The organism is Mesobaculum littorinae (genome assembly GCF_004011175.1).
Taxonomy (GTDB): domain Bacteria; phylum Pseudomonadota; class Alphaproteobacteria; order Rhodobacterales; family Rhodobacteraceae; genus Tranquillimonas; species Tranquillimonas littorinae.
In genome coordinates, this window is record NZ_RQXX01000002.1 from 165339 (window position 1) to 191278 (window position 25940).

The 25940-nt window shown below is 68.3% G+C and carries 26 protein-coding genes and 1 tRNA gene; 12 read left to right on the forward strand and 15 right to left on the reverse strand.

The window, feature by feature from the left end; all coding sequences use genetic code 11:
- Positions 1-24 precede the first annotated feature (24 nt).
- The 3 genes from EKE94_RS05590 to EKE94_RS05600 are packed head-to-tail and all read right to left on the reverse strand — an operon-like array spanning position 25 to position 3159.
- Complete coding sequence (locus EKE94_RS05590) at positions 25-1575, reverse strand: DHA2 family efflux MFS transporter permease subunit (protein WP_127905628.1); 1551 nt, start codon at positions 1573-1575, stop codon at positions 25-27.
- Between the two features lie 4 nt (positions 1576-1579).
- Positions 1580-2716, reverse strand: a complete 1137-nt coding sequence (locus EKE94_RS05595) for an HlyD family secretion protein (protein ID WP_127905629.1) — start codon at positions 2714-2716, stop codon at positions 1580-1582.
- On the reverse strand, positions 2713-3159 hold the full coding sequence (locus EKE94_RS05600) for a MarR family winged helix-turn-helix transcriptional regulator (RefSeq protein ID WP_164870837.1): 447 nt from the start codon (positions 3157-3159) through the stop codon (positions 2713-2715). Before EKE94_RS05600 ends, EKE94_RS05595 begins: the two co-directional genes overlap by 4 nt.
- A 291-nt stretch (positions 3160-3450) precedes the next feature.
- Here EKE94_RS05600 and EKE94_RS05605 point away from each other — a divergent pair, with 291 nt between their 5' ends.
- Both EKE94_RS05605 and EKE94_RS05610 read left to right on the forward strand, forming a co-directional pair.
- A complete protein-coding gene (locus tag EKE94_RS05605; RefSeq protein WP_127905631.1) occupies positions 3451-4452 on the forward strand; it encodes a DMT family transporter in 1002 nt (333 codons plus the stop codon).
- An 11-nt stretch (positions 4453-4463) separates the two neighbouring features.
- Positions 4464-4540: transfer RNA gene (locus tag EKE94_RS05610), tRNA-Pro, on the forward strand.
- Between the two features lie 354 nt (positions 4541-4894).
- Here the strand turns inward: EKE94_RS05610 and EKE94_RS05615 are convergent.
- From EKE94_RS05615 to EKE94_RS05625, 3 genes are read right to left on the reverse strand one after another with little or no spacing between them, the layout of a single operon-like run.
- A complete protein-coding gene (locus EKE94_RS05615; RefSeq protein WP_235855911.1) occupies positions 4895-7132 on the reverse strand; it encodes a TRAP transporter permease in 2238 nt (745 codons plus the stop codon).
- On the reverse strand, positions 7129-7629 hold the full coding sequence (locus EKE94_RS05620) for a DUF1850 domain-containing protein (RefSeq protein ID WP_127905632.1): 501 nt from the start codon (positions 7627-7629) through the stop codon (positions 7129-7131). The genes EKE94_RS05615 and EKE94_RS05620 overlap by 4 nt, the downstream gene beginning before the upstream one ends.
- Positions 7629-8606, reverse strand: coding sequence for a TAXI family TRAP transporter solute-binding subunit (locus EKE94_RS05625; RefSeq protein ID WP_127905633.1), 978 nt, complete (start codon positions 8604-8606; stop codon positions 7629-7631). The genes EKE94_RS05620 and EKE94_RS05625 overlap by 1 nt, the downstream gene beginning before the upstream one ends.
- 137 nt (positions 8607-8743) lie before the next feature.
- On the opposite strand from EKE94_RS05625, the gene hutG reads away from it, so the two are divergent.
- The 3 genes from hutG (at position 8744) to EKE94_RS05640 (ending at position 11959) form a co-directional block, all read left to right on the forward strand.
- Positions 8744-9571: an N-formylglutamate deformylase gene (gene hutG, locus EKE94_RS05630; protein ID WP_127905634.1), complete on the forward strand. Its 828-nt coding sequence runs from the start codon at positions 8744-8746 to the stop codon at positions 9569-9571.
- 1 nt (position 9572) lies between these two features.
- On the forward strand, positions 9573-11015 hold the full coding sequence (locus EKE94_RS05635; RefSeq protein ID WP_127905635.1) for a formimidoylglutamate deiminase: 1443 nt from the start codon (positions 9573-9575) through the stop codon (positions 11013-11015).
- 194 nt (positions 11016-11209) lie between these two features.
- On the forward strand, positions 11210-11959 hold the full coding sequence (locus EKE94_RS05640) for an IclR family transcriptional regulator (protein ID WP_164870838.1): 750 nt from the start codon (positions 11210-11212) through the stop codon (positions 11957-11959).
- Positions 11960-11981: 22 nt separating this feature from the next.
- Here the strand turns inward: EKE94_RS05640 and EKE94_RS05645 are convergent, their stop codons facing one another.
- Genes EKE94_RS05645 through EKE94_RS05655 form a run of 3 tightly spaced genes read right to left on the reverse strand, consistent with a single transcriptional unit; the run spans position 11982 to position 13867 of the window.
- Positions 11982-12194: a hypothetical protein gene (locus tag EKE94_RS05645; RefSeq protein ID WP_127905637.1), complete on the reverse strand. Its 213-nt coding sequence runs from the start codon at positions 12192-12194 to the stop codon at positions 11982-11984.
- Between the two features lie 52 nt (positions 12195-12246).
- On the reverse strand, positions 12247-12654 hold the full coding sequence (locus EKE94_RS05650) for a hypothetical protein (RefSeq protein WP_127905638.1): 408 nt from the start codon (positions 12652-12654) through the stop codon (positions 12247-12249).
- A gap of 10 nt (positions 12655-12664) precedes the next feature.
- Positions 12665-13867 carry a pyridoxal phosphate-dependent aminotransferase gene (locus EKE94_RS05655; protein WP_127905639.1) on the reverse strand — a complete coding sequence of 401 codons (1203 nt, stop codon included), beginning with the start codon at positions 13865-13867 and terminating at the stop codon, positions 12665-12667.
- 86 nt (positions 13868-13953) lie between these two features.
- Here EKE94_RS05655 and EKE94_RS05660 point away from each other — a divergent pair, with 86 nt between their 5' ends.
- The 3 genes from EKE94_RS05660 (at position 13954) to EKE94_RS05670 (ending at position 15220) form a co-directional block, all read left to right on the forward strand.
- A complete protein-coding gene (locus EKE94_RS05660; RefSeq protein ID WP_127905640.1) occupies positions 13954-14370 on the forward strand; it encodes a helix-turn-helix domain-containing protein in 417 nt (138 codons plus the stop codon).
- Complete coding sequence (locus EKE94_RS05665; protein ID WP_127905641.1) at positions 14367-14633, forward strand: succinate dehydrogenase assembly factor 2; 267 nt, start codon at positions 14367-14369, stop codon at positions 14631-14633. The genes EKE94_RS05660 and EKE94_RS05665 overlap by 4 nt, the downstream gene beginning before the upstream one ends.
- An 89-nt stretch (positions 14634-14722) precedes the next feature.
- Positions 14723-15220: a MarR family winged helix-turn-helix transcriptional regulator gene (locus EKE94_RS05670; RefSeq protein ID WP_127905642.1), complete on the forward strand. Its 498-nt coding sequence runs from the start codon at positions 14723-14725 to the stop codon at positions 15218-15220.
- A 57-nt stretch (positions 15221-15277) separates the two neighbouring features.
- On the opposite strand, the gene EKE94_RS05675 is transcribed toward EKE94_RS05670, so the two are convergent.
- From EKE94_RS05675 to EKE94_RS05685, 3 genes are all read right to left on the reverse strand, one after another.
- Positions 15278-15712 (reverse strand): VOC family protein, encoded by a 435-nt coding sequence (locus EKE94_RS05675; RefSeq protein WP_127905643.1) that lies wholly within the window; start codon positions 15710-15712, stop codon positions 15278-15280.
- 172 nt (positions 15713-15884) lie between these two features.
- On the reverse strand, positions 15885-17294 hold the full coding sequence (locus EKE94_RS05680; RefSeq protein ID WP_164870839.1) for a tetratricopeptide repeat protein: 1410 nt from the start codon (positions 17292-17294) through the stop codon (positions 15885-15887).
- Positions 17295-17355: 61 nt separating this feature from the next.
- Entirely contained in the window at positions 17356-18360 is a 1005-nt protein-coding gene (locus EKE94_RS05685; RefSeq protein WP_127905645.1) for a HupA family protein, read from the reverse strand.
- A 234-nt stretch (positions 18361-18594) separates the two neighbouring features.
- On the opposite strand from EKE94_RS05685, the gene thyX reads away from it, so the two are divergent.
- Entirely contained in the window at positions 18595-19503 is a 909-nt protein-coding gene (gene thyX, locus EKE94_RS05690; RefSeq protein WP_127905646.1) for an FAD-dependent thymidylate synthase, read from the forward strand.
- Positions 19504-19691: 188 nt separating this feature from the next.
- Positions 19692-20018, forward strand: coding sequence for an arsenate reductase family protein (locus EKE94_RS05695; RefSeq protein ID WP_127906293.1), 327 nt, complete (start codon positions 19692-19694; stop codon positions 20016-20018).
- A 92-nt stretch (positions 20019-20110) separates the two neighbouring features.
- Here EKE94_RS05695 and EKE94_RS05700 read toward each other — a convergent pair whose 3' ends face one another.
- The 3 genes from EKE94_RS05700 to glyA all read right to left on the reverse strand — a co-directional run bounded on the left by EKE94_RS05700 (position 20111) and on the right by glyA (position 23131).
- Positions 20111-20875: a DUF533 domain-containing protein gene (locus tag EKE94_RS05700; RefSeq protein WP_127905647.1), complete on the reverse strand. Its 765-nt coding sequence runs from the start codon at positions 20873-20875 to the stop codon at positions 20111-20113.
- Positions 20876-21074: 199 nt separating this feature from the next.
- On the reverse strand, positions 21075-21836 hold the full coding sequence (locus EKE94_RS05705) for an alpha/beta fold hydrolase (RefSeq protein ID WP_127905648.1): 762 nt from the start codon (positions 21834-21836) through the stop codon (positions 21075-21077).
- The gene (glyA, locus tag EKE94_RS05710) at positions 21836-23131 is read right to left on the reverse strand and encodes a serine hydroxymethyltransferase (RefSeq protein ID WP_127905649.1); all 1296 of its coding nucleotides are present in this window, start codon (positions 23129-23131) and stop codon (positions 21836-21838) included. Before glyA ends, EKE94_RS05705 begins: the two co-directional genes overlap by 1 nt.
- Before the next feature lie 335 nt (positions 23132-23466).
- On the opposite strand from glyA, the gene EKE94_RS05715 reads away from it, so the two are divergent.
- Positions 23467-24228 (forward strand): NAD kinase, encoded by a 762-nt coding sequence (locus EKE94_RS05715; protein WP_127905650.1) that lies wholly within the window; start codon positions 23467-23469, stop codon positions 24226-24228.
- Positions 24229-25271: 1043 nt separating this feature from the next.
- Entirely contained in the window at positions 25272-25826 is a 555-nt protein-coding gene (locus tag EKE94_RS05720) for a hypothetical protein (RefSeq protein ID WP_127905651.1), read from the forward strand.
- Positions 25827-25940 lie beyond the last annotated feature (114 nt).

Sequence of the window (25940 nt, forward strand, 5' to 3'; positions counted from 1 at the left end):
GCCGTGGCCCTTCCGCGCCCGGACCTAGGTCGGGCGGCGCAGGAGCAGCAGGATCGGGATCACCGCCAGCGTCAGCACCAGCATCAGTGCGAAGTTGTCGACATAGGCGATCATCGCCGCCTCGCGGCTGACCAGCTGATCCGCGATCGCGGCATAGAGGCGCGACCCCTCCAGCAGTTGCGGCAGCGTGTTCCGCACGGCCGGCGCCTGAGCGGTGAGGGTCGAGGCAATTTCCTCGTGGTTGACCGTGCTCATCCGCGACAGGGTCACCGTCACGAGCGATATGCCCACGCCTGAGCCCACGTTGCGCACCAGGCTGAACATCGCCGTCGCGTCGCCACGGAACCGCTGGGCGATGGTGGCGAAGGTAAGCGTTGAGAGCGGCACGAAGACGAAGCCCAGGCCGAACCCCTGCATCACGCCGCTGACGATGATGGGGCGGGCGTTCATGCCGCTTTCGAAGCCCTCCATCAGCAGCAGCGACCACGCGGTCATGCACAGGCCGAAGCCGACCAGGAGCCGCGGGTCGAAACGCCCGACGAGGCGCCCGACGATCACCATCGACAGCATCGTGCCGACCCCGCGCGGCGCCATGACGAGGCCGGTTTCGATCACCGGGTATCCCATGATCTTCTGCAGGAGCGGCGGCAGCAGGGCGAGACCCGAAAACAGTGTCATCCCGATGACGAAGATGAAGACGAGACCCATCACGAAGTTGCGGTCGCGGAACATCGCAAGGTCGACGAAGGGATCTTTTGCGCCCCAGCAGTGGATCACGAAGGCCCAGAACCCCGACAGCATCAGCCCGAAGTAAAGCTGGATCTCGAACGCGTCGAACCAGCCGGCGGACTGGCCGCGGTCCAGCATCAGCTGCAGCGATCCGACGGCCAGCGCCAGAAGGCCGAAGCCCATGATGTCGAAGCGGCGCAGCTTGATCTCTTCGCGCGGGATGAAGGCCGCGACGCCCAGAAGGGCTATGGCGCCGAGGGGCAGGTTGATGAAGAAGACGTAGCGCCAGTTGAAGACCTCGGTCAGATAGCCGCCCAGCGTCGGGCCGATGATCGGCCCCACCATGATGCCCATGCCGTAGATCGCCATGGCCTGGCCGATCCTTTCGCGCGGGTTGATGTCCAGCAACAGCGCCTGCGAGAGCGGGATCAGCGCCGCGCCGAAGATGCCCTGGAAGATCCGGAACACCACCATCTCGGGCAGGCTGGTCGAGATGCCGCACAGCATCGAGGACAGCACGAAACCGATGATCGAGCCCACGAACACCATGCGCCTCCCGACCCGGTCGGCCACCCAGCCGGTCAGCGGCGTGGCGATGGCCGAGGCCACGATGTAGGAGGTCAGCACCCAGGTGATCTCTTCCTGCGTGGCGTTCAGGCTGGCCGCCATGTGCGGCAGCGCCACATTGGCGATCGTGGTGTCGAGCACCTGCATCACCGTCGCCAGCATGATCGAGGCGGTCAGAAGCCCCGGGTATGCCACCTTGAGCGCGGGGGGCGAGAGCGTCGCGCCCTTGCCGGAGGCGGCGGAGGCGGGTGACGACGGGGCCGGGGGGAGGTCGTCCATGTCCTCAGCCCCGCAGCGCGTCGAGGCGCGTGGCCCCGGTGTCGACCGAGACGCCGACGCTCATGCCGTCGCGCAGAGGGCGGTCGGAGGTGTCGTCCAGACGGATCCGCACAGGCACGCGCTGCACCACCTTGACCCAGTTGCCGGTCGCGTTCTGCGCGGGGATCAGCGAGAATTGCGAGCCTGTGGCCGAGCCGAAGCTTTCCACCGCGCCGTGCAGTTCCAGCCCCGGGTAGGCGTCGACCTCGATCGTGACGGGCTGGCCCTGGGACAGGGAGCCAAGCTGGGTTTCCTTGAAATTCGCCTCGATCCAGCTGTCGTCACCGTTGACGAGCGTGGCGATGCCGCTGCCGGCGGCGACGAACTGGCCGACATTCAGGCCTTCGATCTGGCTGACCGTGCCGTCGGTCGCGGCGCGCACGGTGGTCCGATCCAGGTCGCGCTGCGCGGCCGCGCGGGTTGCGAGTGCTGCGCGGACGGCGGGCAGGCTATCGGTCTCGGCCTCTGGGTCGCCGCCCAGGGCCGCCGCGGCGGCGGCAAGCTGGCGTTCGGCCACCCGCACCGCGTTCTCGGCGGTACGGCCTGCGATTGTGGCATCGTCCAGCGCCGCCTGGCTGCCGACGCCGCGTTCGGAAAGCTGGCTTTGCCGGTTCAGTTCGCGGGCCTGAACGTCGGCGATGGCGTGGGCCGAGGCCAGCTGCGCCTCGGCCGTGGCATAGGCCGCGCGCTCCTTGGCGACGGTCAGGCGTGCGGCGGACAGCTGCGCCTCGGCCGATTGCAGAGCGATGCGGTAATCAGTGGGATCGATGCGGAACAACGGCGTGCCGGCGGTCACGTGCTGGTTCTCGGTCACCAGAACCTCGGCCACGCGACCGCCGACCTCGGGCGCGGCGGACATCATCGGCTGGTGGATATAGGCATTGTCGGTGCTGACGTAGCGCCCCCCGAACAGCCACAGGCCGCCGCCGATCAGCACCAGCAGAAGCGGCATCGCCAGCATCAAAAGACGTTTGCGGCGGGCGGTGCCCGGCTTGGGCGCGGGGTCGGACTGCGTTTGGTCGGACTGGGCGGGGCCGGACTGGGAGGGGGCGGATTGCACCGCGTCGGGGCGGGCGTCCGAAGGATCGGTATCTGCGGTCATGTCTCGCTCTCCTCGGCCGGGGCGGGGCCCTCGTCGGCCAGGTTGCTCTTGATCTTCTGCAGGCAGGTGCGGAACGACTCGCGCTCGCCTTCGGTGAAATCGGCAAAGACCCGGGCAAAGACGCCGTCACTGATCGACCGCATGGCCGCCAGCCTTTCTGCGCCCTCGGGGGTCAGCGTCAGGGTCTTGGCACGGCTGTCCTGCGGATCGGCCGCGCGGGTCACCAAGTCCGCGGCCGAAAGACGTTCGGCCAAGGCGCTGATCGTCATCGGCGCGGCGTCCAGCGCCTCGCCCATCGCGACCTGTCGCATCGGGCCTTGCCGGTCCAGAAGTCCCAGCGCGCGCCACTGCATCAGGGTCAGCCCCTCGGGCCGGGCGGCCTGTTCGAACCTGCGGCGCAGGCCCATCGCGGTTTCCTGAAGAAGCTGCGGCAGATCGGTCATGGGGCGGATCCTTTCGATACTGACGCATATAGTACGGCTATGTATAATTGCAGTCCACTGGATCTGCGGCCTGCGCATGGCGGCACTGCGCCGCACGAACACCGCGCGACCGCCGGGCCCACCGGACCCCCTGACCGCCGCGGCGTGGCCCGGCGCGCGCGGTTTCGCCGATGCCGGACGGTCACGTGGCCAAGCCCGCTTGACCCCGGGGCGAAACCCCCGGAATGAGGGCAGGGGACCCAGGTCCCTCTCACACCCCCGACATCCACCCCACCGACATCAGGTTCCGCCATGACCGACCTCGGACAGGCCAATCTTCGCGGCGCCAGCCTTGCGCTATTGGCATTTGCCCTGTTTTCCACCCACGACGTCGCGGTGAAGTACCTGGGCGGGCTCTATTCCCCGTTCCAGATCATCTTTTTCAGCGTCCTCCTCAGCTTTCCGCTGGCGACGCTGATGCTGATGCGCGACCCGACGCGGGGCCACCTGCGGCCGGTGCATCCGTGGTGGACGGGCCTGCGGACGATCATGGGCGTCGTCACGGGGATGAGCGCGTTCTACGCGTTCTCGGTCCTGCCGCTGGCGCAGACCTATGCCATCCTCTTCGCCTCGCCGCTTCTGATCACGCTGCTGTCGATCCCGATCCTGGGCGAGAAGGTGGGCCCGCACCGACTGGGCGCGGTGATCGCGGGGCTGATCGGGGTGATGGTGGTGCTGCGCCCCGGCGCGCAGGAGATGCAGCTGGGCCACTTCGCCGCAATGGCTGCCGCCGTCGGGTCGGCGATGGCCGGGGTGATCGTGCGCAAGATCGGCAAGGACGAACGCAGCGCGGTGCTGATGCTGTATCCGATGATGGCCAACGCCGTGGTGATGAGCTGCCTTTTGCCCTTCGTCTACAAGCCCATGCCGTTGGCGGATCTGGGGCTGACGGGCATGCTGGCGGCGTTCAGCTTTACCGCGGGGCTGCTGGTGATCTCGGCCTACCGCGCGGCCGAGGCGGCGATCGTGGCGCCGATGCAGTATTCCCAGATCATCTGGGCCGCCCTCTTCGGCGCGGTGTTCTTCGACGAGGTGCCCGACCCGATGACATGGGTCGGCGCGGCGATCATCATCGTCAGCGGGCTCTACATCGTGATCCGCGAATCGCGCGGCGGGGCCTCGGCCAACATGCCGGTGATCGCCACCCGGTCGCGCCCCGATACCGGCACCTATCCCCGCCCGCCGGCGTTGAAATCCCTGCCCGGGCGGGGGTCGCGTAAGGGCTTGCAAATGCGGCGCCAAGCGGATACCTGACGCGGCACGGTCGGAGTATAGCTCAGCCTGGTAGAGCACTGTCTTCGGGAGGCAGGGGTCGTAGGTTCGAATCCTGCTACTCCGACCAAATGATCTTCGGCGAGGCGTCCCGGACCTCGCCACTTCTCCCCCCCCCTCACATCGTGAAAGTGAAACGCGGGCCGGCGCGGCGCGTTCTTGCTTGGCGCAGTTTCCTGCGTCACGGCGCATCGTCTCTTCGCCTCCGTGCCAGCCGCTTCGCCGGGCGGGGCCGAACCCGGGCCCGGGCCCGGGCCTTGCTTTGTCAGGGGCTTCTCTGCCCCGTTGTCGAGGCGCGCCTTGCTTGGTGACCCCGCAGGCGGCCGCCCGCCGGATGCCGGCTCCGGAAACGACACGCGGCGGCATGTCTCCATGCCGCCGCGCGCTGTCTTCTCTGCGTCTCGCGGCGGGGGGCCGCGCCGGGTCAGGCCGCGTGGGCCTGGGCGGGCAGGGGCCGCATCAGGATGCCCAGCACCGCCAGCGCGCCGATCGCGATGGCGATCCAGTTCGTCGAGATCAGCAGAAGCCCCGCAAGCGTCAGCGCCAGCTTCTCCCACGTGGCCAGCGCCCGCCGGAACCAGCCGATATAGGCCGCCGACAACGCGATCACCCCCACGAGGCCCGAGATCAGCGCGGTGATGAACTGCAGCCAGGTGAAGTCCACGAACAGCAGGCTGGGCGCGTAGATGAACATGAACGGCACCAGCGCCTTGCCCATCGACAGCCGGAAGGCGGTCGTGCCCGTCGTCATCGGCTCGGACCGCGCGAGACCCGCCGCCGCGTAGGCGGCGAGCGCCACGGGCGGTGTCACGTCTGCCAGCACCCCGAAGTAGAAGACGAAGAAGTGCGTGGCGATCAGCGGCACCCCGAATTCGCCAAGAGCGGGCGCGGCGATCGAGGCGAGGATGATGTAGGTGGGCGTCGTGGGAATGCCCGCCCCCATGATGATGCAGGCGATGGCCACGAAGATCAGGCCGAAGAACAGCGCCATCCCCTGCTCGGACAGCAGACCGGTGAAGTCGAACGCCGTCACCACCCCGGCCAGGTCGTTGGCCAGCTGCACCACGGCGGCCGAGAACTTGAACCCAAGGCCCGTGAGCGTGGTCATCCCCAGCAGGAAGCCCACGCAGGCACAGGCCGCGCCGATGGCCAGCGCGAACTTGGCGCCGTCCTCGAAGCCGCGCACCAGCCGCGGCGGCGTCAGCACGGTCGAGGTGTCCATGGTGGTGTTCCCGAGCTTGTGCATCACCAACGGCACGTAGCTGCACACGATCGTCAGGATGATGCCCCAGAACGCGGCCAGGAAGGGCGTGTACTGCATCAGCAGCATCGCCACCATGACCCCCAGCGGCACGAAAAGATGCCATGACTTGGCCAGCACGGCGCCGAACTGCGGGATCTTGTCCTTCGACATGCCCTTGAGACCCAGTTTCTTGGCCTCGAGATGTACCATCAGCAGGATCGCGATGTAGTGGAAGGCCGCGGGCACGATCGCGATCAGGATCAGCTCGTTGTAGGGGATGCCCAGCATTTCGGTCATCACGAAGGCCGAGGCACCCATGATCGGGGGCGTCACCTGTCCCCCGCACGAGGCCGACGCCTCGACCGCGCCTGCGAAGCGCCCCGAGAAGCCGGATTTCTTCATCAACGGAATGGTGAAGGCGCCCGTGGTCACCGTGTTGGCGATGGGCGAGCCCGAGATCATCCCGAAAAAGCCCGACGAGACGACCGATACCTTGGCCGACCCGCCCGAGGCGCGCCCGGCGATGATCGTCGCGAGGTCGATGAACAGCTGCCCCAGCCCGCTCATCTGCGCGAGGATGCCGAAGAGCACGAAGTGGAAGACGTAGGTCGCGACCACGCCCACGGCGACGCCGTAGATGCCTTCGGTCCCGATGAAGAGGTGGTTGATGATCCGGGCGATGGAATAGCCGCGATGCGCGAAGATGCCGGGCAGGTAGGGTCCGAAAAGCGCGTAGAGCAGGCAGCCGATGCCGATATAGGCCAGCGTCGCCCCCATCGTGCGGCGCGTCGCCTCCATCGTCATGACGATGGCGACAAGGCCCATCATGTACGCGGGCTGCGGCGGGCTACCGACGTTCTCGATGAAGATGTAGTGGAAGAAGATCGTCAGATAGGCCGAGAAGCCGGCCCCGAATGCGGCGAACAGCCAATCGCGCAGCGCGACCTTCTGCGGGTCGGCGCCGGGGCGGTTGAAGGGCAGGGTCAGCGCGATCAGCACCAGCATCACGGCGGTGAAGACCCAGGTCAGGGTGCCGCCCGGCAGGGTCGGCACCAGCGACCACAGCAGATAGAGGTAGAAGGCGGCGAAGATGCCGCTTTCCAGCCACGTCTTGCCCGAGGGCGTCGCGCGCTTGCGCGGGAAGACGAGGAAGATCAGCCCCATCACGAAGCTGAGATGAATGGTCCGGTGCATCACCTCGTTCAGAAGCCCGAAGCCCGCCGTGTACACGTGAAACAGCGACAGCGCGACCGAGGCGATCGTGACGATCATCGCGGTCGGGCCCAGCAGGTTGCGGAAATTCGATTCCGAATCGTATTCGCGGACCATCGCCTCAAGTTCGTCGGCGGTCAGCTCACGGTCGTCGTCGGGGGCGGCTTCCTGCCCGCGGCGGTCGTAGTTCGGCGTCTCGTGGCTCACTGGTGGGTCTCCTCGTCGCAGGGGGCAAGGGTTAGGGCGGCCTGCCCGAGATCTGCCAGCGGCAGGTCGCGGTCGGCGATGTGCAGGGTATTCTTGAACTGCGCCTGGATGCGCATCGGGATGGGGCCGGTTTCGCGGTCGAGGTCGAGGATGAACTTGCCGTCCTCGTGCCGCCAGCCCGTGGCGCCCACGTCATCGGCGATCGACGGCAGCCCGGCGCCGTGCGCCTCGAAGACCTCGCTGGTCTGGATGATGCGCCCCGCCTCGACCCGGTAGTGGTCGGTGACCGGCGTGCGGGAAACCGAGTGGATGAAGCTGAGCCGGAACTCGGCCGCGGGGCCCAGCGGATAGCGGGCGACCTCGGCGCCGGTGCCGCGCGTCTGGGTCAGGCAGATCCAGGGGCCGGCGTCGCCTGCCTGCGCGGGGGCCTGGAACACGAAAGGGGCGGCGGCCAGAACCGCCGCCCCCAGTCCGCGCAGTTTCCTGCGCCGGGACATTATTGCGAGACGCCCTGCTCGGTATAGAACTTCTCGGCGCCGGGATGGACCGGGATCGACACGCTTTCCAGCGCCTTGTCGAGCGAGATCTGCTTGCCCATCGGGTGCACCTGACCCAGGGTCTCGGTGTTTTCGTAAAGCGCCTTGGTCACCGCGTAGACCACGTCCTCGGGGACCTCGGCGTGGGTCGCCCAGAGTGCACGGACGGCCAAGGTGTCGACGTCTTCGTCGATGCCGTTGTAGCTGCCTGCGGGCACGACCGCGTTGGCGTAGTAGGGCTGACTTTCCTGGAGCTTCTCGATCGCGGGGCCGTTCAGCGGCACGATGCGCACGTCATGGCCGTTGGCCAGGTCGGTGACCGAAGAGGTCGGCAGGCCGGCGGTGATCAGCGACGCGTCGAGGTTGCCGTCCTTGATCTTGTCGATCGACTGGGCAAACGACGAATAGTCCTCGGACACGTCTTCGCGCGACATGCCATGCGCGGCCAGAAGGTCGCCCAGAAGCTGCCACTGGCCCGAGCCGGGCGAGCCCGACGAGATCGACTTGCCCTTCAGGTCCTCGAAGGTCTCGACGCCGCTGTCGGCGCGCACGACCAGCTGCACGGTCTCGGGGTAGAGCGCCCCGATGACGCGCAGGTTCTCGATCGGCTCGCCCTCGAACTGGTTCTTGCCGTGGTAGGCGGCGTCGACGATGTCGGCGGCGATGAAGGCGGATTCGATCTCGCTCCGGCCCAGCAGCTGGGCGTTGGCGACCGACGCGTTGCCGGTTTCGGCGGTGGCCGACAGGCGGGTGTCGGGCAGCTGCGCCTGGTTCGAGATCAGCTGAGCCAGCATGCCGCCCAGCGGATAGTAGGTGCCGCCGGTGCCGCCGGTGGCGATCCCGAAGAACGTGCGGCCCTGCGCCAGGGCGGGACCGGCCAGCGCGGCCAGGGTGGCCCCGGCCGAGGTGCCAAGGAAATGGCGCCGTGAAATGGTCATGGATCTAGTCCTCCTTGTTCGGTTGCATGGCCCGTCTTGCCCGCGGGTCGGGTCTGTCACGACGGATAGACACATCTTTTGTTGACCTCAATTTTTTGCATGTCAATAAATGTTTTGAAATGTGAAAGACCAAGCAGATGCCATCCGATATCGACGTTTCCTCCCCCACCGCGCTGTGCGACCTGATCCGCGGCGACGGCCCGCTTTTGTTGAACGTGCCCCATGCCGGGCTGGTCCTGCCGCCCGAGGTGGCCGAGGCGTTGCGACCCGAGGCGGCCGGGCTGCGCGACACCGACTGGCACATGGACCGCATCGCGCGCGAGGTGCGGCCCGTCGGCGCCAGCCTGATGGTTGCCCGCGTGTCGCGCTATGCCGCCGACCTCAACCGCCCCCGGGATGATACGCCGCTTTATGACAGTGCCACGACGGGCCTGATCTCGACCATCGATTTCGACGGCGCGCCGCTTTACCGCGACGGGGCCGCGCCGGACGCGGCCGCCCGCGCGGCACGCGTTTCGGCCTACTGGACCCCCTATCACGCTGCGCTGACGGACGAAATCGCGCGCATCCGGGCGGCGCACGGCTATTGCCTGCTGCTCGATCTGCATTCGATCCGCAGCCGGGTGCCACGGCTTTTCGACGGGCGGCTGCCGGATCTCAACCTTGGCACCAATTCCGGGGCCAGCTGCGCCCCCGGCCTGGCGCGCGCCGCCCATGCCGCGATCGAGGGGCACGGGCTGAGCGTGGTCCGCGACGGCCGGTTCAAGGGCGGCTACATCACCCGCCACTACGGCACCCCCGACCGTCACGTGCACGCCCTGCAGATCGAGATCGCGCAGGAGGTCTACATGCAGGAGACGCCGCCATGGACATACCTGCCGGAAAAGGCCGCGCGCCTGACCGGGGCGCTGGGCGCGCTGATCGCCGCCATGGCCGCCTTTTCGCCCGAGCGAGAGGACGGCTGACATGACCGATCCGCAGGCGACACCTGCCGCGGGGCAGGACGGCGACCGCATCGCCGGCGCGCATTTCCGCCAGGCGCTGACGCCCGAGGGCTGGGTCCACGGCCTGTCGATGCATGTCGCGCCCGACGGCACCATTGCCAAGACGTGCCGGGACGACAATCCCGAGGGCCTGCCGGTCTACGACAATCCCGTCGTCCCGGGGATCACCGACCTGCACAGCCATGCGTTCCAGTACGCGATGGCGGGCCTGTCGGAGGTGCGGCGCAACCCGGTCGACAGCTTCTGGTCGTGGCGCGACATCATGTATTTCTTCGCCCTGACCCTGTCGCCCGAGGACATGCGGGCCATCGCCGCGCGCCTCTACCTCGCGCTGCTCAAGGGCGGCTATACCGGGATCGTCGAGTTCCACTATGTCCACAACGACCTGGACGGCACGCCCTATGCCCGGCGCGAAGAGCTGTCGCTGGCGATCTTTGAGGCGGCGCAGGCGACCGGGCTCGACCTGACGCACCTGCCGGTATTCTACGCGCATGCGAATTTCGGCGGTCAGCCGCCCACCGAGGGACAGCGCCGCTTCGTGCAGGATCTCGACGGTTACGCGGCAATGATCGACGCCCTGCGCGGCCCCGCTACCGCGGCGGGCCATACTCTGGGCATCGCGCCGCATTCGCTGCGTGCCGCTACGACAGAGGAAATCACCCGCCTGCTGGAGCTGCGCGCCGACAAGCTGCCCGGCTGTCCGGTGCATATCCACGTGGCCGAGCAGGTGAAGGAGGTCGAGGACGCGCTGGCCTGGAACGGCCGCCGCCCGGTCGAGCAGCTGTTCGACATCGCGCCGGTCGACGACCGCTGGTGCCTGATCCACGCCACCCACCTGACCGCGGACGAAATCACCCGGATCGCCCGGTCGGGCGCGACGGTCGGGCTGTGCCCGATGACCGAGGCCAACCTGGGCGACGGCATCTTCGAGGCCGCGCAGTATCTAGGGCAGGGGGGCAGCTTCGGGATCGGGTCGGATTCCAACATCGCGACGGTCGCCGCACAGGAACTGCAGCAGCTGGAATACAGCCAGCGGCTGCGGGACCGGCAGCGCAACGTGATGGCGGCAGAGACCCAGCCGCATGTCGCGGCCAACCTGTGGTCGCGCGCCGCACGGGGCGGGGCCCGCGCCGCCGGTCGGCCCGAGGCGGGGCTGGCGCCGGGCGGCATGGCAAGCTTCGTCGAGCTGCGCAGCCCTGAACCCGCCGCTTTGCTGGCGACCACGCCCGAAGCGGTGCTGGACTACCACATGTTCGCCGGACGCGGGTTCCACGTGGGCGACGTGGTCGTCCGCGGGCGTCGCGTGGTTCGCGGTGGGCATCACCCGCAGGAAGAGGCGATCGTGTCGGATTATGCGACCGCCATGTCCCGGATCGCCGACAGGCTGGGTTCCCGCCCGCGCTAGCGGCGGGGTACGGGAAAGGGCGCGCGGCTGGGCGCCCGGAGAGGCATGGCGCTCCGATGGCCGGTCCCGCGACGTGGCGCGGCGTGGTCGGGGCCGGTGGCAATGATGGCGGCAAGGATGGCGGCGGGGATGATCGCGGGGCCGGGGACGGGACGTCGCAGGGACCGGGTGGCAGGGGGCAGACGTTAGGCGGCATGGCGAAAGAACCCGACTACAGATCGAACTCCCTCTTGCGCGGGCTCAGCATCCTTGAATGCTTCGGCCACCGGCGGGCCGAGATGACGCTGACCGAGATCGCCGAGGCGATCTCGGTCACCAGTTCCGCGGCCTACCGCTTCGTCGTGACGCTCGAGCACGAGGGGTATTTGGCACGGCAGGACAACCGCTATCGACTTGCCCCCCGGGCGATGTCGCTGGGGTTCCGCTATCTTTCGTCGCTCGACGTCTACGACATCGCGCGCCTGCCGGCCGACGCGCTGCGCGACGAGACCGGGTTCACCGTGCATGTCGCCGTGCTTCATGGGACCGAGATCGTCTATGTCTATCGCGCGCTGTCCGACCGGGCGATGGTGTCGAACGTCCCCGTGGGGTCGCGCCTTCCGGCGTTTTCGACGACCATGGGCCGCGTGCTGCTGAGCGATCTGACCGAGCCCGAGCTGTGCCGCCGGTTCGAGGGCTACGATTTCGCACGGATGAGCCCGCGTGCCCCGGCCACGCTGGATGACCTGAGGGAGCTTCTGCACGAGGACCGGGCGCGGGGTTACGTGGCGCAGCGGTCGCACCTGGCGACGGGGACGCTGTCGATCGCCGCGCCGCTGGTGTCGCGCCATGGCCGGTACGTCGCGGCGATGAACCTGTCGGGCCACGAGATGCAGCTGACGCTGGACGAGGCGGTGATCGAACGCGTGCTCGATACCGCGCGCACGATATCCTCGATGCTCTAGGGGGCCGCCGCGCGCTGGCGCGTCACCGCCCGGCGGGCCGGGGGAAGAGCCAGCGCAAGACGCCGCGCAGGCAGACAAAGAGTATGACCGCCGCGGCGATCGTGTCGAAGGTCAGGACCTCGGGCGCAATACGTTCCAGAGCGTCGCGCCACCAGCCGAGGTCGATCCCGGCAAGACGGGCGGGGATCAGTCCGGCCGCCAGTGGCGCGGCGGCAAGCGCCACGTGAAGGTTCATGCCGCCGGCCCGGCCGCGGGGCATCCGGCGCAAGGGGTGGGGGCCGGGCGCGTCATCCGTCGTCCCGGCCAAGCCTGTCGGCGCGCTTGCGGATCAGCACCGTGCGCAGGTCGTGCATCGCCAGAAGCAGGCGGTCGGTCACCGCGTCCAGCTGGTCGTCGGTGGCGCGCGTCTGCGCCCAGTGCGCGGTCAGGCTCAGGTGGTCGACGGCGCGGTGGATGTCGTCGATGTCGCGCTGCGCCAGCACCTCGCGCCGCTCGGCCATCCAGTCACGGATCGCGTCCAGGTCGGCCTGCGACAGCTGCCGGTCGCCATGCGGCTTCACCTCGCCGTTGCGGATGTTGACCGCCGCGATCTGGTCGAACTCGAGACGGCGCATGCGGTTCTCCGGCTCCACACGGAAGACGAAGGCGCCGTTTTCGCGCACGCGGAAGAAATATTCGGGCAAATCGCCGGTCATGGTCCGATGCCTAGCGCAGGGCGGCGCAAAAGTCGCCGATCCGGTCGCAGGCCCGCTGCAAGGTTTCGTCGTCGGTGGCATAGCTGACACGGAAATGCGGGCTGAGCCCGAAGGCCGCGCCGAAGACGACGGCGACGCCCGCCTCCTCGAGCAGCGCCGTGGCGAAGGCCTCGTCACTGTCGATCAGGGTGCCGCCCGGACTGGTTTTGCCCAGGCAGCCCGAGATGTCGGGATAGACGTAGAACGCGCCGTCGGGCCGCGGGCAGGTGATCCCCGGAACCGTGTCGAGCCGCGCGACGACAAGGTCGCGCCGCCGGGCAAAGGCGCGGCGGAAATCGGCCAGGAACTCCTGCGGCCCCTCCAGCGCCGCCAGCGCGGCATGCTGGCTGATCGACGAGGGGTTCGTGGTGGATTGCGATTGCAGCTTGCGCATCGCCGCGATCAGGTGCGCCGGCCCGCCGGCATAGCCGATGCGCCAGCCGGTCATCGCATAGGCCTTCGAGACGCCGTTGCACGTCAGTACCCGGTCGCGCAGGTCGGGCGCGACGGCGGCGATGGTCGCGACCTCGAACCCGTCGTAGACGAGGTGTTCGTAGATATCGTCGCTCATCACGTGCAGGTCGGGAAAGTCGCGCACGACCTCGGCCAACGCCGCGATCTCGTCACGGGTATAGGCCACGCCGGTGGGGTTGGAGGGCGAGTTCAGCACCAGCCACTTGGTCCGCGGAGTCAGAGCGGCGCGCAGCGCCTCAGGCGTCAGCTTGAACCCCGCCGCCATGGCACAGGGCAGGATGACGGGCGTGCCGCCCGCCAGCCGCACGATATCGGGGTAGCTGACCCAGTAGGGCGCGGGGATCACGACCTCGTCGCCCGGGTCCAGCGTCGCCAGCATCGCGTTGAAGAGGATGTGCTTGCCGCCCGCCGCGACCGAGATCTCGTCGCGCCCGTAGTCCAGCCCGTTCTCGCGGGCGAACTTGGCGGCAACTGCGTCCTTGAGCGCGTCCATCCCGTCGACTGCGGTGTATTTCGTCTCGCCTGCCTCGATCGCGCGGATCGCTGCGGCCTTGATATGGTCGGGCGTGTCGAAATCGGGTTCGCCCGCACCCAGTCCGATCACGTCGCGGCCCGCGGCCTTGAGCGCGCGCGCCCGGTCGGTCACGGCAACGGTGGGCGAGGGGCGGATCCGGTCCAGCGTCGCGGAAAGAAGGCGCATAGTCGTCTCCGAATGGACTGTGGCGGCGCCCTGTCTTAGGATCGGCCACAGGCCCGTTCAAGCGGGAAGGGAGGTAGGAGGCCGCGATGACAGAAAGTGATTTCGAACCCGACGCCGCCGCAAACGGCTGGTATTCCGACGAAAACGCGACTTTCGGCGACCGGCTTGCCGATGCCCGCGAGGCTGTCGGCATGAGCCAGGAGGACCTTGCGCGGCGGCTTGGAATCAAGCTTCGCACCCTGCAGGGATGGGAACAGGATCTGGCGGAACCTCGGGCGAACCGCTTGCAGATGCTGTCGGGACTGCTCAACGTGTCGCTGCGCTGGCTTCTGACGGGCGAGGGCGAGGGGCTGGAGAAGCCCTCCGACGCCGCGCCCCTGCCCGAGGATATGGCCCGCCTTTTGGGTGAACTGCGGCAGATGCGCGCCGACCTGGCCCGGACCAGCGACCGGATCGGGCATATGGAAAAGCGATTGCGCGCCGCCTTTTCGGAGAGTGCATGACGAACGACGAAGATACCGAGATCCGGCTTAAACGCATGCAGATGCGGTCATGGCGCCGCGGGATCAAGGAAATGGACCTGATTCTCGGCACCTTCGCCGAGGATCGCCTGAAGACGCTCAGCGACGACGACCTCGACCTCTACGACGCGCTTCTGTCGGAGAACGACCAGGAACTTTATACTTGGGTCACGGGCCGCGAAGCGGTTCCGCCGCGCTATGACCGCCTGATCGCCGAGATCGCGCGCCACGCCGGGGCCGGATGACGACGGATTATCGGCGTCTCGTAAAAATTTGACGAATTGTTAGGAATTCATCGCGACTCTCTGCTTCGGCATATCAAATGGGGGCCGCGATGAACGTTCTGCCAAGGGTCGACGCAGCCGACGGGCGGCTGTTCAAGACAGAATACCTAGAAAGCCTTGCATTGATCGAGCGATTGCACCGCCTTTTGCTCGACGTGTTGAAGGATGAGTTCGAGCGTGTCGGCATGCTCGAGGTCAATCCGGTGCAGGCGCTGTTGTTGTTCAACATCGGCGATAACGAGGTGACGGCCGGCGAGCTGAAGAGCCGCGGCTACTATCAGGGCTCGAACGTGTCCTACAACCTCAAGAAGCTGGTCGAGCTGGGATACATGCACCATCAGCGCTGCGAGGTGGATCGCCGCGCCGTCCGCGTGCGGCTGACCCCGAAGGGGCGCGAGGTGCACCAGACCGTGGCCGAGTTGTTCAGCCGGCATGGCGACGGGCTGCAGTCGCGCAATATCCTGTCGCTCGATTCGATCGAGGCGATCAACGCCACGTTGCGCCGGGTCGAAAGGTTCTGGACCGACCAGATCCGCTATATCTACTGACCCGCGATCGCGGCATGGGTCGAGGCCGCCGCCCGGGACGGACGGCGGCGAGCCGGGTTACCAGTGCCCGGTATTTTCCATGCTGGCCCAAGGCTCGGCGGGCTCCAGCGGGTCGCCCATCTGAAGCAGTTCGACCGAGGCGTTGTCGGGCGAGCGGACGAAGGCCATGTTGCCGTCGCGCGGCGGGCGGTTGATGGTGACGCCTGCCTTCTGCAGCTTTGCGCACATGTCGTAGATGTTCTCGACCTTGTAGGCGAGATGGCCGAAATGGCGGCTGTCCGAGGGCAGGTCGTCATCACCGTCCCAGTTGTAGGTCAGCTCGACATCGGCGCGGCCGTCTTCCTGTCCCGGGGGGCAGAGGAAGACGAGCGTGAAGCGGCCCTTCTCGTTCTCGGACCGGCGGCGCTCTTTCAGGCCCAGAAGCTCGAAAAAGGCGATGGTGGCGTCCAGGTCCTTCACCCGGAGCATCGTGTGCAGGTATTCGATTTTCATCCTGATCCCTCGTCTGTTGCGGTCGTCTGCGGACATAGGGCGGCGGGGCCGGGCTGACCACCGCGGGATGCGGTCAGTCCCGGCAACGGCGCACGGGGCAGAGGCACCCGGGGTAGCGCCCCACAGGGCGGGGGCGCATCAGTCGCAGGAGCGGCGGATGTGGTCCGCGGCGTCAGAACGAGGAGCGGATCCCCAGCGACACGGCCAGGCTTTCGGTGTCGTAAAGCGCTAGCGACGACCAGGTGCGATCATAGGTGATGTCGATGGCGGGGGCGAAGCCGTAGTAATCGACCCCGGCCAGAAGCATCGTCGTGCCCAGGCTGATGCGGTCGTCATGGCGCGGGTCAGGGGTCAGGAACGGCGCGTCGTACCAGCGTTGCTGCGCCCGGGCCCACAGGTCGACCTCGGCGCCGAATATCGGCTCGGACGGTGAAAATCCCACGCCCAGCGTCAGGCTTTCATGCGCCACCGCCGACGAGGCCGAAGCGGTATCGGCAACGCCGAGCTCGAACCGCAATTGGCCGGGCGCCAAGCGGCGCGTCCAGCTGAGGCCCGCGCTGAAGGTGCTGGCGGAACGCAGGTCGTTGTCCTGCCGCCAGCGCCGTTCGCCCGCCAGTTCAAGACGCAGGCGATCGCGCTCTCCCAGTGCCGTCAAGCGGACCAGCTGCACGCCGGCGCTGTGCGCCAGCGGGTCGCCGCCGTACCAGTCGGCGCCCAGGGTCACCTTGGCCTCGGTCAGGCCGCGGCCATCCGCGTCGCGGGCCAGACGGCCGAAGCCCAGGCGCACGGAGCGATAGGCGTAATCGGCGCCCGATGCATCGGGCGCCTGGTCCTTCGCCTCCTCCGACAGGGTGTAGCTGCGGGTGTCGATGTCCAGCGACAGGGTCAGGTCGGCCCGGGCGCTGCGGGCGATCCGCCAGTCGATGTCGGCGCCCGCGCGCGTTTCGACCCCCGACAGGGCCTGCGCGTCGCCAGAAAGCTCGAACGGAAGGCCACCGATGATCAGCCGGTCCGAGGTGGCGCCGTTGTTGATGTTGGACGAAGGTTGGACACCGAACCGCAGCCGGACCGACACCGGCGTGCGCTCGCGCACTGCGCGGAACTGGCGGATGGCGCGGCCACGCGCGGCCTCGTCCGGGGCGGTCTGCGCCGCGCGTCTCAGCCAGAACTGCGAGCGCCAGCGCTGCCCGCCGAGGGCCAGGGCGGCGGCGGTGGCATTGGCCGCCAGATAGCGTTCCTCGTCCGTCGATGCGGCGCGCCAGGCGTTCTGCCCGGCCTCGCGGGCCCGGTCGATCTGGCCCAGCTGCAGGCTGGATTGCGCCAGGACCAGTTGCGCCACGACATCGCCGGGATCGCGACGCACCAGGGTCTGCGCCAGCTTCTGCGCCGCCTCAAAGGATCCCTCGCTCAGCAGAGCCGCGGCCACGTCGCGCGCGGCGCGGGGCTCAAGGCGGATGGCCCTGGCCGGGGCGGAGTCGGACGCGGACCCGCTCTGCGTGCCGGGGTCGGCCCAGGCCACGCGCGGCCCCCCGGGCGTCAGGAGGACCGCGGCGGCCAGCAGCGCCGTCAGAACCCTGCGCATCGGTGTCCGCGTCGTCCGCCGGGGGTGCGCAGGGCGCATCGCGTGCCGCATAAGCCGCAGGTCAGTCGGCCGCGGTAAAGACGCCACGCTCTTGCACGTCGAAGTCTTCGGCCGTCTCGATCACCGTCGTGTTGCCAAACCGCGCCAGGGCCCCGGGATCGCCGTCGGCGGCCCGGTCGCGGAGGTCGAGGTAGTCCTCGTAGCTCAGCATGCGGGTCGCGGTCTGGCCATTCTGGTCACGGTAGGTTTCCTGGACGCGGCTGCTGTAGAAGGTCCCGTCCAGCGTCACGCTGCCCACGATCTCTTCGCCATCTTCGCCCACGAAAAGGCCCTGGTAGGTGCCGTTGTCGCGCTCGGTGCCGTCGTTGTTGCGGGTCAGCGCGTCGCCCGCGTCGATCACCCCGCCCTCCGAGATCGAGGTGGTGCGGAACACCACGTCGGGCAGGGCGCCAAGGGCCGTGCCGTCGACGCGATAGCGGGTGCGGTCGCCGATGCGCCCCTCGATCGCGCCGCTGCCGTCGAAATCGGCCACGTCGATTTCCAGCAACACGTCGCCTTCCGTCAGCTCGATACCCGTCCGCCCTTCGGGCGTGCGGACGCCGCCGTAGACGCCGGTATAAACGTATTCCCCCGCCGTCGGCATGTCGGTCGTGCCGTTGCGCGTCGCGACCGTGCCGCCAAAGCCGACGTCCTGGTAATCGGGCGAGGCGATGGCCGCGACCGACCCGGCGCCGGAGTCGGTTTCGCGGAAGACGGCATAGTACTTGCGCCGGCCCTCTTCGGTTCCGCTGCGACTTTCGTAGACGCCGAAGTCCTCGAGCGCGGTGGTTTCGGCCACGCGGGTATAGACCCCGTCCTCGCCATCGAAGGGCAGATCCTCGACGACGATCTGGTCGGCGTCGGCATCGAAGCGCAGGCCCGTGACCTCGCCCGTGGCCTGCACCTGAGGACCGCCCGGCCGACCGTCATCCGGCCCATCGCCGGGCCCGTCGCCCGAAATCGGGTTACCGTCGCCGCAGGCCGCCAGCCCGAGACCAAGCGTCAGCATAAGGTGAAGTCGCGTCATGCCCGGAATCTGCCTTCTTTCTGCCCTATTCGTTGCCCGTAACCGTCCCGCTTGGGCCTGCGCAAGTCAACTCTGCCGCGAAAATCCGATGCATTCCGCGCGGGCTTGTGGGAAATCCACACCAATGCCGGCGGCAGTGCGAACCCGACGGCGGGGCAGCCCCCGGGGCGGTTCCGGTGCTGCCAGCCGCGGGATAAGGTGCGCCGACTCACCCACCGCCCGAAGGATGCGCCCATGACCCTGACCCCGGAACAGCAGGCCGAGATCGAGGCGCAGCGCGCCCGCACCCAGCCCACCTTTCGCGCCACCGCCCCGGGGATCGAGGCGCATCTCTACCGGGCGCAGCCGGTGCTGGATCACGGTTTCGTCCGGGTGGTGGACTACATGGGCGACGATGCGGCCATCGTGCAGGCGGCGCGCGTGTCCTACGGGGCCGGGACGAAGCACGTGTCGAACGACGAAGGCCTGATCCGCTACCTGATGCGGCACTGGCACTCGACCCCCTTCGAGATGTGCGAGATCAAGCTTCACGTGAAGCTGCCGGTTTTCGTCGCGCGGCAGTGGATCCGCCACCGCACCGCCAACGTGAACGAATACTCGGCCCGCTACTCGATCCTCGATCGCGAATTCTACGTGCCCGCGCCCGACGCGCTGGCGGCGCAGTCGACGGTCAACAACCAGGGCCGGGGCGAGGTGCTGCAGGGCGAAGAGGCAGAGCGCGTGCTGCGCTGGCTGCGCGACGACGCGATGCAGGCCTATGACCACTACGAAGAGATGCTGAGCCAGGAGGGCCAGCAGGGCCTTGCGCGCGAACTGGCGCGGATGAACCTGCCGGCCTCGGTCTATACCCAGTGGTACTGGAAGACCGACCTGCATAACCTCTTCCATTTCCTGCGCCTGCGCGCCGATGCCCATGCGCAGTACGAAATCCGCGTCTATGCCGACGCCATCGCCGCGATGGTGCGCGACTGGGTGCCCGCGGCCTATGCCGCGTTCGAAGATTACCGGATGGGCGGGGCCACCCTGTCGTCGCGCGCCTTGGACTGCATACGCCGGATGCTGGCGGGCGAAGAGGTCACGCAGGAAAACTCGGGCATGTCCAAGGGCGAGTGGCGCGAGTTCGAGGCGGTTTTGCACCCCTGACACGCCCGCAGCCGGAGGGGGAGGCGATAGAGGAGCGCCCCCCGCGGCCCGCCCGGCATGCGAACCGCCGCGCGCCGCGCGCCGGGTGCCCCGCTGCGCGTGGTATCTGTGCGCGGCGTCGCGCGCGTGCTATGCTGGGTCATCGTTCCGCAGTCCCAAAGGCCTTCGAAAGACCGACCATGACCGCCCTGACCCTCTATGGCATCCCCACCTGTGATACCTGCAAGAAATCCCGCCGCGCCCTGGAAGACGCGGGCCACGACGTCAGCTTCCGCGACGTCCGGGCCGAACCGCTCTCCGAACGCGAATGGGACGAGCTGATCCTGCAATTCGGCGACCGCCTGGTAAACCGCGCCTCGACCACCTATCGCGGCCTGTCGGACTGGATGAAGGCGTCCGAGCCCGAGGCGCAACTGGCCCAGCACCCCACGCTGATGAAGCGCCCGGTGATCCGGGACGAGGACGACCGCCTCTACCTCGGCTGGGACGAAGGCGTGCGCAAGACGTTCCTCTGATACCCCTCAAGCCCCAGCCCTGGCCCCGGGGGCCGCGCCGGGGCCAGACCGCCGCCGAAGCGGTCGCCGGGCAGGAGCAGGGGCAGGGGGCATCATGCGATGGCGTCGATCTCCTCCACCTGTGCCTGCGTCAGGCTCAGGCGCTCTCGCAGAAGCGTGAGGTAGGCGCGGTTCGCCTCCGTCTCGCCATCCACCGCCGCGCGTGATGCAAGGTAGAACTCCTCTGCCGTCTCCTGGTCCCGGATCTCGGCCAGCAGGGTGTCGAGAGGTTGCGGATGCGCGATCTCGCGCTCCATGATCCGCCGGTCCTCGGCATCGCCGCCGGCTGCGTCGATCTCGCCCATGATGCGGTGCCGTTCCTCCAGCGACAGCGCGCCATCGGAATAGGCGGCGGTGATCATCGCGCGGATCAGAAGCAGCGCTGTGCTGTCGCTGAAGCTGTCCGCCGCCTGCGCGTCCGCCTGCATCTCCGCAGGATCGGGATCGGCCGGGCCGCCATGGTTTCCCTGGTCCAAGGCACCCGATACGCGTGCGACCACGTCCTCGACCATGCCCTGCAGGCCACCGCTTCTAGATCCGCGCCGTGTCGCTCCCGATGTCGACGCGCTTCGGGTGCCCGGGGCGCCGTTTGCCTCGCGGCCTTGCCCGCCACGCGAGGTGTCGCGTGCCTGCTGATCGCGATAGGCCTGGTAGGCCATGTAGCCCATCGCGGCGAGACCCAGCTTGCCGCCCCTGCGCGGCCCGCGGCGATACCCTCCGCCGCCCAGCATCGCCGCGGGTCCTAAGGATCCGCGGCGGCGCCCGCGTCCGGCCAACTTGTTGGCCAGCATGGTTCCGAGAATACGTTTGAGGCTCATCAGCGGCGTCCTTTCGGGTTTCTCCGACAACTCGTGCCTGGCCCCGCCCGTTCCCCGGCCGCTTCCCCGCCCGTGCGCGCATTCTCCTTTTCCGAAATACTCCCGCCGGAGGCATCGCGCCGCCGCAGGCGGCGCCACCGGGGACGCGCGCAGCAGGCGCCCGACTATCCGGCTCAGGCCACCAGCGCAGGCCCCAGTCTCAGGCGTCGAGAAAGGCGCGCATCGACGCCTCGACCTCGCGCGGCTTCTCGGCGTGCAGCCAGTGTCCCGCCCCGGGGATCCTGGCAAAGCGGGCCTTGGGAAACAGCCCGCGGATGCGGTCGCGGTGGGCGGGCAGGACATAGTCGCTCTCGCCCCCCGACAGGAACAGGGCGCCGCGCGGAAAGCTGCCCTGCGGATCCGGCCAGCCGGTGATCGTCGCCATCTCGCGACCGAGAACGTCGAGGTTCAGCGTCCAGCATCCCTCGCGCCAGTCGAGCGATTGCAGCAGGAACGCCCGCACGCCCCGGTCGCTTACGGTCCCGGCCAGCCGCGCATCGGCGTCCGAGCGGCTGCGCAGCCCCGCAAGATCCAGCCCGCGCATCGCCTCGATCAGGTGCATCTGGCTGTGCTCATAGGCAACGGGGGCGATATCTGCCACGATCAGCCGGTGCACCAGTTCGGGGGCCGTCAGCGCCAGCATCATCGCCGCCTTGCCGCCCATTGAATGGCCAAGCACGTCCCAGCCGTCTTCCGCGCCCTCCGCCTCGATCAGGTGAGCAAGGTCCGCCGCCATCGCCGCGTAATCATGCGTGTCGGACCAGCCCGAGGCACCGTGGTTGCGCATGTCGACCGCGACCACCCGGCCACGGTCGCTCAGCCGCTTCTGGATCACGCCCCAGTTGCGCGCCGAGCCGAAGAGGCCCGGCACGATCAGCAGGGGCCGCCCGCCCGAGCCCGCCTCGACCCGGTGCAGCCGCATCAGAGGTCGGGGTAAAGCGGGAAGAGCGCGCAAAGCTCGGAGACTTCGCCGCGCACCTTCTCTTCGACCGCGGCGTTGCCCTCGGCCCCGTTGGCAGCCAGCCCGTCGACCACCTCGGTGATCCAGCGCGCGATCTGCCGGAACTCGGCATCGCCGAAGCCGCGCGTGGTCCCGGCGGGCGACCCCAGCCGGATGCCGCTGGTGACGGTGGGCTTTTCGGGATCGAAGGGGATGCCGTTCTTGTTGCAGGTGATGTGCGCGCGCCCCAGCGCCTTTTCGGTCAGGTCGCCGGTCACGCCCTTGGGGCGCAGGTCGACCAGCATCACGTGGCTGTCGGTGCCGCCGGTGACGATGTCCAGCCCGCCCTTGATCAGCTCGTCGGCCAGCGCCTGCGCGTTCACCACGACCTGCTCTTGGTAGGTCTTGAACTCGGGCCGCAGCGCCTCGCCGAAGGCCACGGCCTTGCCGGCAATGACATGCATCAGCGGACCGCCCTGGATGCCGGGGAAGATGGCCGAATTGATCTTCTTGGCGATCGCCTCGTCGTCGGTCAGGATCATGCCGCCGCGGGGGCCGCGCAGGGTCTTGTGGGTGGTGGTCGTCGCGACATGGGCATGCGGAAAGGGCGAGGGGTAGATGCCCGCCGCCACAAGGCCCGCGAAATGCGCCATGTCGACGATCAGGTAGGCGCCGACGCTGTCGGCGATCTCACGCATCCGGGCGAAATCGATGATCCGCGGAATGGCCGAGCCGCCGGCGATGATCGCCTTGGGGCTATGTTCGGCAGCCAGTGTCGCGATCTGCTCGTAATCGATCTGGCTGTCCTGCCGGCGCACGCCGTATTGCACGGCGTTGAACCACTTGCCCGACTGGTTGGGCTTGGCGCCGTGGGTCAGGTGCCCGCCGGCATCCAGGCTCATCCCCAGGATGGTGTCGCCCGGCTGCAGCAGCGCGGTATAGACGCCCTGGTTGGCCTGGCTGCCCGAGTTCGGCTGCACGTTGGCGAACCCGCAGCCGAAGAGTTGCTTGGCCCGGTCGATCGCCAGCGTCTCGGCGATGTCGACGAACTGGCAGCCGCCGTAGTAGCGCTTGCCCGGGTAGCCCTCGGCGTACTTGTTGGTCATCACCGACCCCTGCGCCTCCATCACGGCGGCCGAGACGATGTTCTCCGACGCGATCAGCTCGATCTCGTCGCGCTGGCGACCCAGTTCCTTGCGGATCGCGTCATGGATTTCGGGGTCGCGGCTGGACAGAGGTTCGGAAAAGAAGCCGGTGTCGCGGTGAGTGGCGTTCATGGGGGCGATCCTTCCATGGGACGGTCAGGGATGCGCGGTCTATAGGGGATCGCCCGGTGCGGCAAAAGCCTTGATGCGTCATCCTGCGGGCGAAACGCGGCAGACAGGCACGCCGCGGGCGTGCGAACCAGCCTTTGCCTGGTCTCTCGCTGGTCCCGTCTTTGCGCACGGGGCCCGCGCGCGGCCTCCGCGCATCCGGCCAGGCCACCGCGGAATCGTCGCGCCGCCGGTGCCGACCCCGGACGCGGGCCACCGGATCACCGACACGCCTTGTCTTTCGGCGCTGAACTTGCATGTTGAGCACGGCGCTTGGAGCCGCACCAGAGGGAGGAGCTATGGCGCCGAGGATCGCCTTCATGGCCAGCCGGGCGCGGGTCGCCCAGGATGCCGCCGCGCAGCTGGCCGACCGCTATCACGCGGTGCCGCCCGAAGAGGCCGACGTGATCGTCGCGCTGGGTGGCGACGGCTTCATGTTGCAGACCCTGCACGGGACGATGCACCTCGACACCCCGGTATACGGGATGAACTGCGGCACCATCGGGTTTCTGATGAACGAATTCGACGACGCCCATCTCGAAGCGCGGCTCGAGGCGGCGAACCTCGAAATCGTCCATCCCCTATCGATGGAGGCCGCGGGCGCCGACGGGCGCCTGCACAAGGCGCTCGCGATCAACGAGGTCTCGCTGCTGCGCGCGGGTCCGCAGGCGGCCAAGCTTCGCATCTCGGTCGACGGGACGGTCCGGATGGAGGAGCTGGTCTGCGACGGCGCGCTGGTGGCGACACCGGCGGGGTCGACGGCCTACAACTACTCGGCGCACGGGCCGATCCTTCCCATCGGCGCCGACGTTCTGGCTCTGACCGCGATGGCCGCGTTCCGTCCCCGGCGCTGGCGCGGGGCGCTGTTGCCGCAGCAGGCCGCGGTCCGCTTCGACGTGCTGGAGCATGAAAAGCGGCCCGTGATGGCTGACGCCGACAGCCGCTCGGTCCGCGACGTGCTCTGGGTCGAGATCCGCAGCGAGCCCGAGGTCGTGCATCGCCTGCTTTTCGACCCCGGCCATGGGCTGGAAGAGCGGCTGATCCGCGAACAGTTCACCTGACCGGCGGTGGCAGGGCGCGCCGGGTCTGACCTGCGGCTCTGGCCCCGCCCGTCCCGTCAGGCAGACCGCCCCGCCGGTTCGCCAGACAGCCCCTCCTGCGCGGGGCATCCGCGCATTATCCGTTGCGATCCCGCGTCGATCACTCTGGCGTGAGAGATGTCGATTCCTGACCGCGGTGTCGAAAACAGAGGCGGGGGCCCGTGGGACGTGATGCAGGATGGGGGCGAGGGCCGGGCATGGCGCCCGGCTCCGCACCAAGGACAAGTGTCATGGCCGACAAGAAAGAGCCGAAGAAAGCCCCCTCGAAACCGGGATCGAAGGGCAAGTAACCCCATCCGGGGCGCCCGGGGCCGCATCCCCGCACCCGGGCGCCTTTCGAGAACTTCGCATCTCATGCAGATCCCGCGATGCCGGCCAAGAGGCTCCGGGCCGCGCCGTCATCATACGCCCACAACGATTGATCCACCGCAGCCGGGTCGCCGTCCGGGCGCTCCATCCCAGCAGCGCATCAGCCCCGGCCCGGGCGCAGGCCGCGGTGCCCTCCGCCGCGATATGCCCCTATAGGGCGTTCCAAGCTACGGCTCCGGAACGCCCGTCTGGTCCGTTCGTAAGGCAGAAATGTCGCGAAAAGCAGCTCGCCTTTTTAGGGCATCTCGTTCATAAAAATCGCGCCGCATCGGGGCACCATGATAAGTGGCGGCGGTCTCTGTCGTGACGCGCCAAGTCACGGCAGCGAGGTGCATCAGGTCGGCCGGCGCGGCGTATCTTCGCGCGTCGGATGCCGTTTCTGTTCCGTGCGCCAGCGCCCGCGGCCTCAGCGATACCGTCCCGATCATGACCGAGAAGCCGACAGGTCGTCCGTCTCTGTCCACGGGGGCAGGGCGCACCTCCGACGACGTGCCATCGGAAAGCGCCAGCAGGGCGAAATCAGGTAGGACACGGCCCCCATGCCCCTCAGCGCCCTCCCTAGGACGGTAACGCCCGGGGTTGTCGGAGCCAAGCCGCGCGATACCCTCAGCCTACCTTGATCAAGGACGCGTCCCATGAACCGCTTCTTCCTTCGGCTCTTCCGGGGTATCGGCCGCGGTGCCGGCCGCGGTGCCGGTCGCGCCGCCATCGGACCGGTCTGCCTCAGCGCTGCTGGGGCATTTCTGTCCGGCAGCCTCCCGGCCGCGGCCGAGGCCTGGCGGGTCATCGACACGCAGGGCCGCGCGGGGGCGGAGGTCTGCCCGGTCGATGGCCCTACGTCGCGGGAAACCTTCTGCTTTGCGCTTGCTTGCAGCCCGGGCGGCCCCCCGGGGTTCGAGATCCGTACCTGGGGTCTGACCCTTCCTGCCGAAAGCTATGCCATCGAGATCGGCATCGACGGCGCTCGCGCGGGTTTGCTGCCGATGACCCCCCTGGCGGAGGGTGAGGAGACCGTCCTGCGGTCGGACTGGCGCGGTGATGCGGATGCGGCGCTGGCAGAGGCGATGCGGCGGGGCGGCGCGGCGACGCTCAACATCGATCTGGGGTACTTCGCCTTTGCCCAGCCCCTGTCGCTCGACGGCTCCGCCGTCGCACTCGAGAAGGCTCTTGGCATGTGCCGCACACCCTGATCCGACCCGGGCGCGTGCCGCCGGCTGTTGACGCCTCCGGCGGGAGTATTTTGGAAGAGAAGAAGCTGACCGTTTCTTCTTTTTATAAATACTCCACGGGGGTGCGGGGGTGTG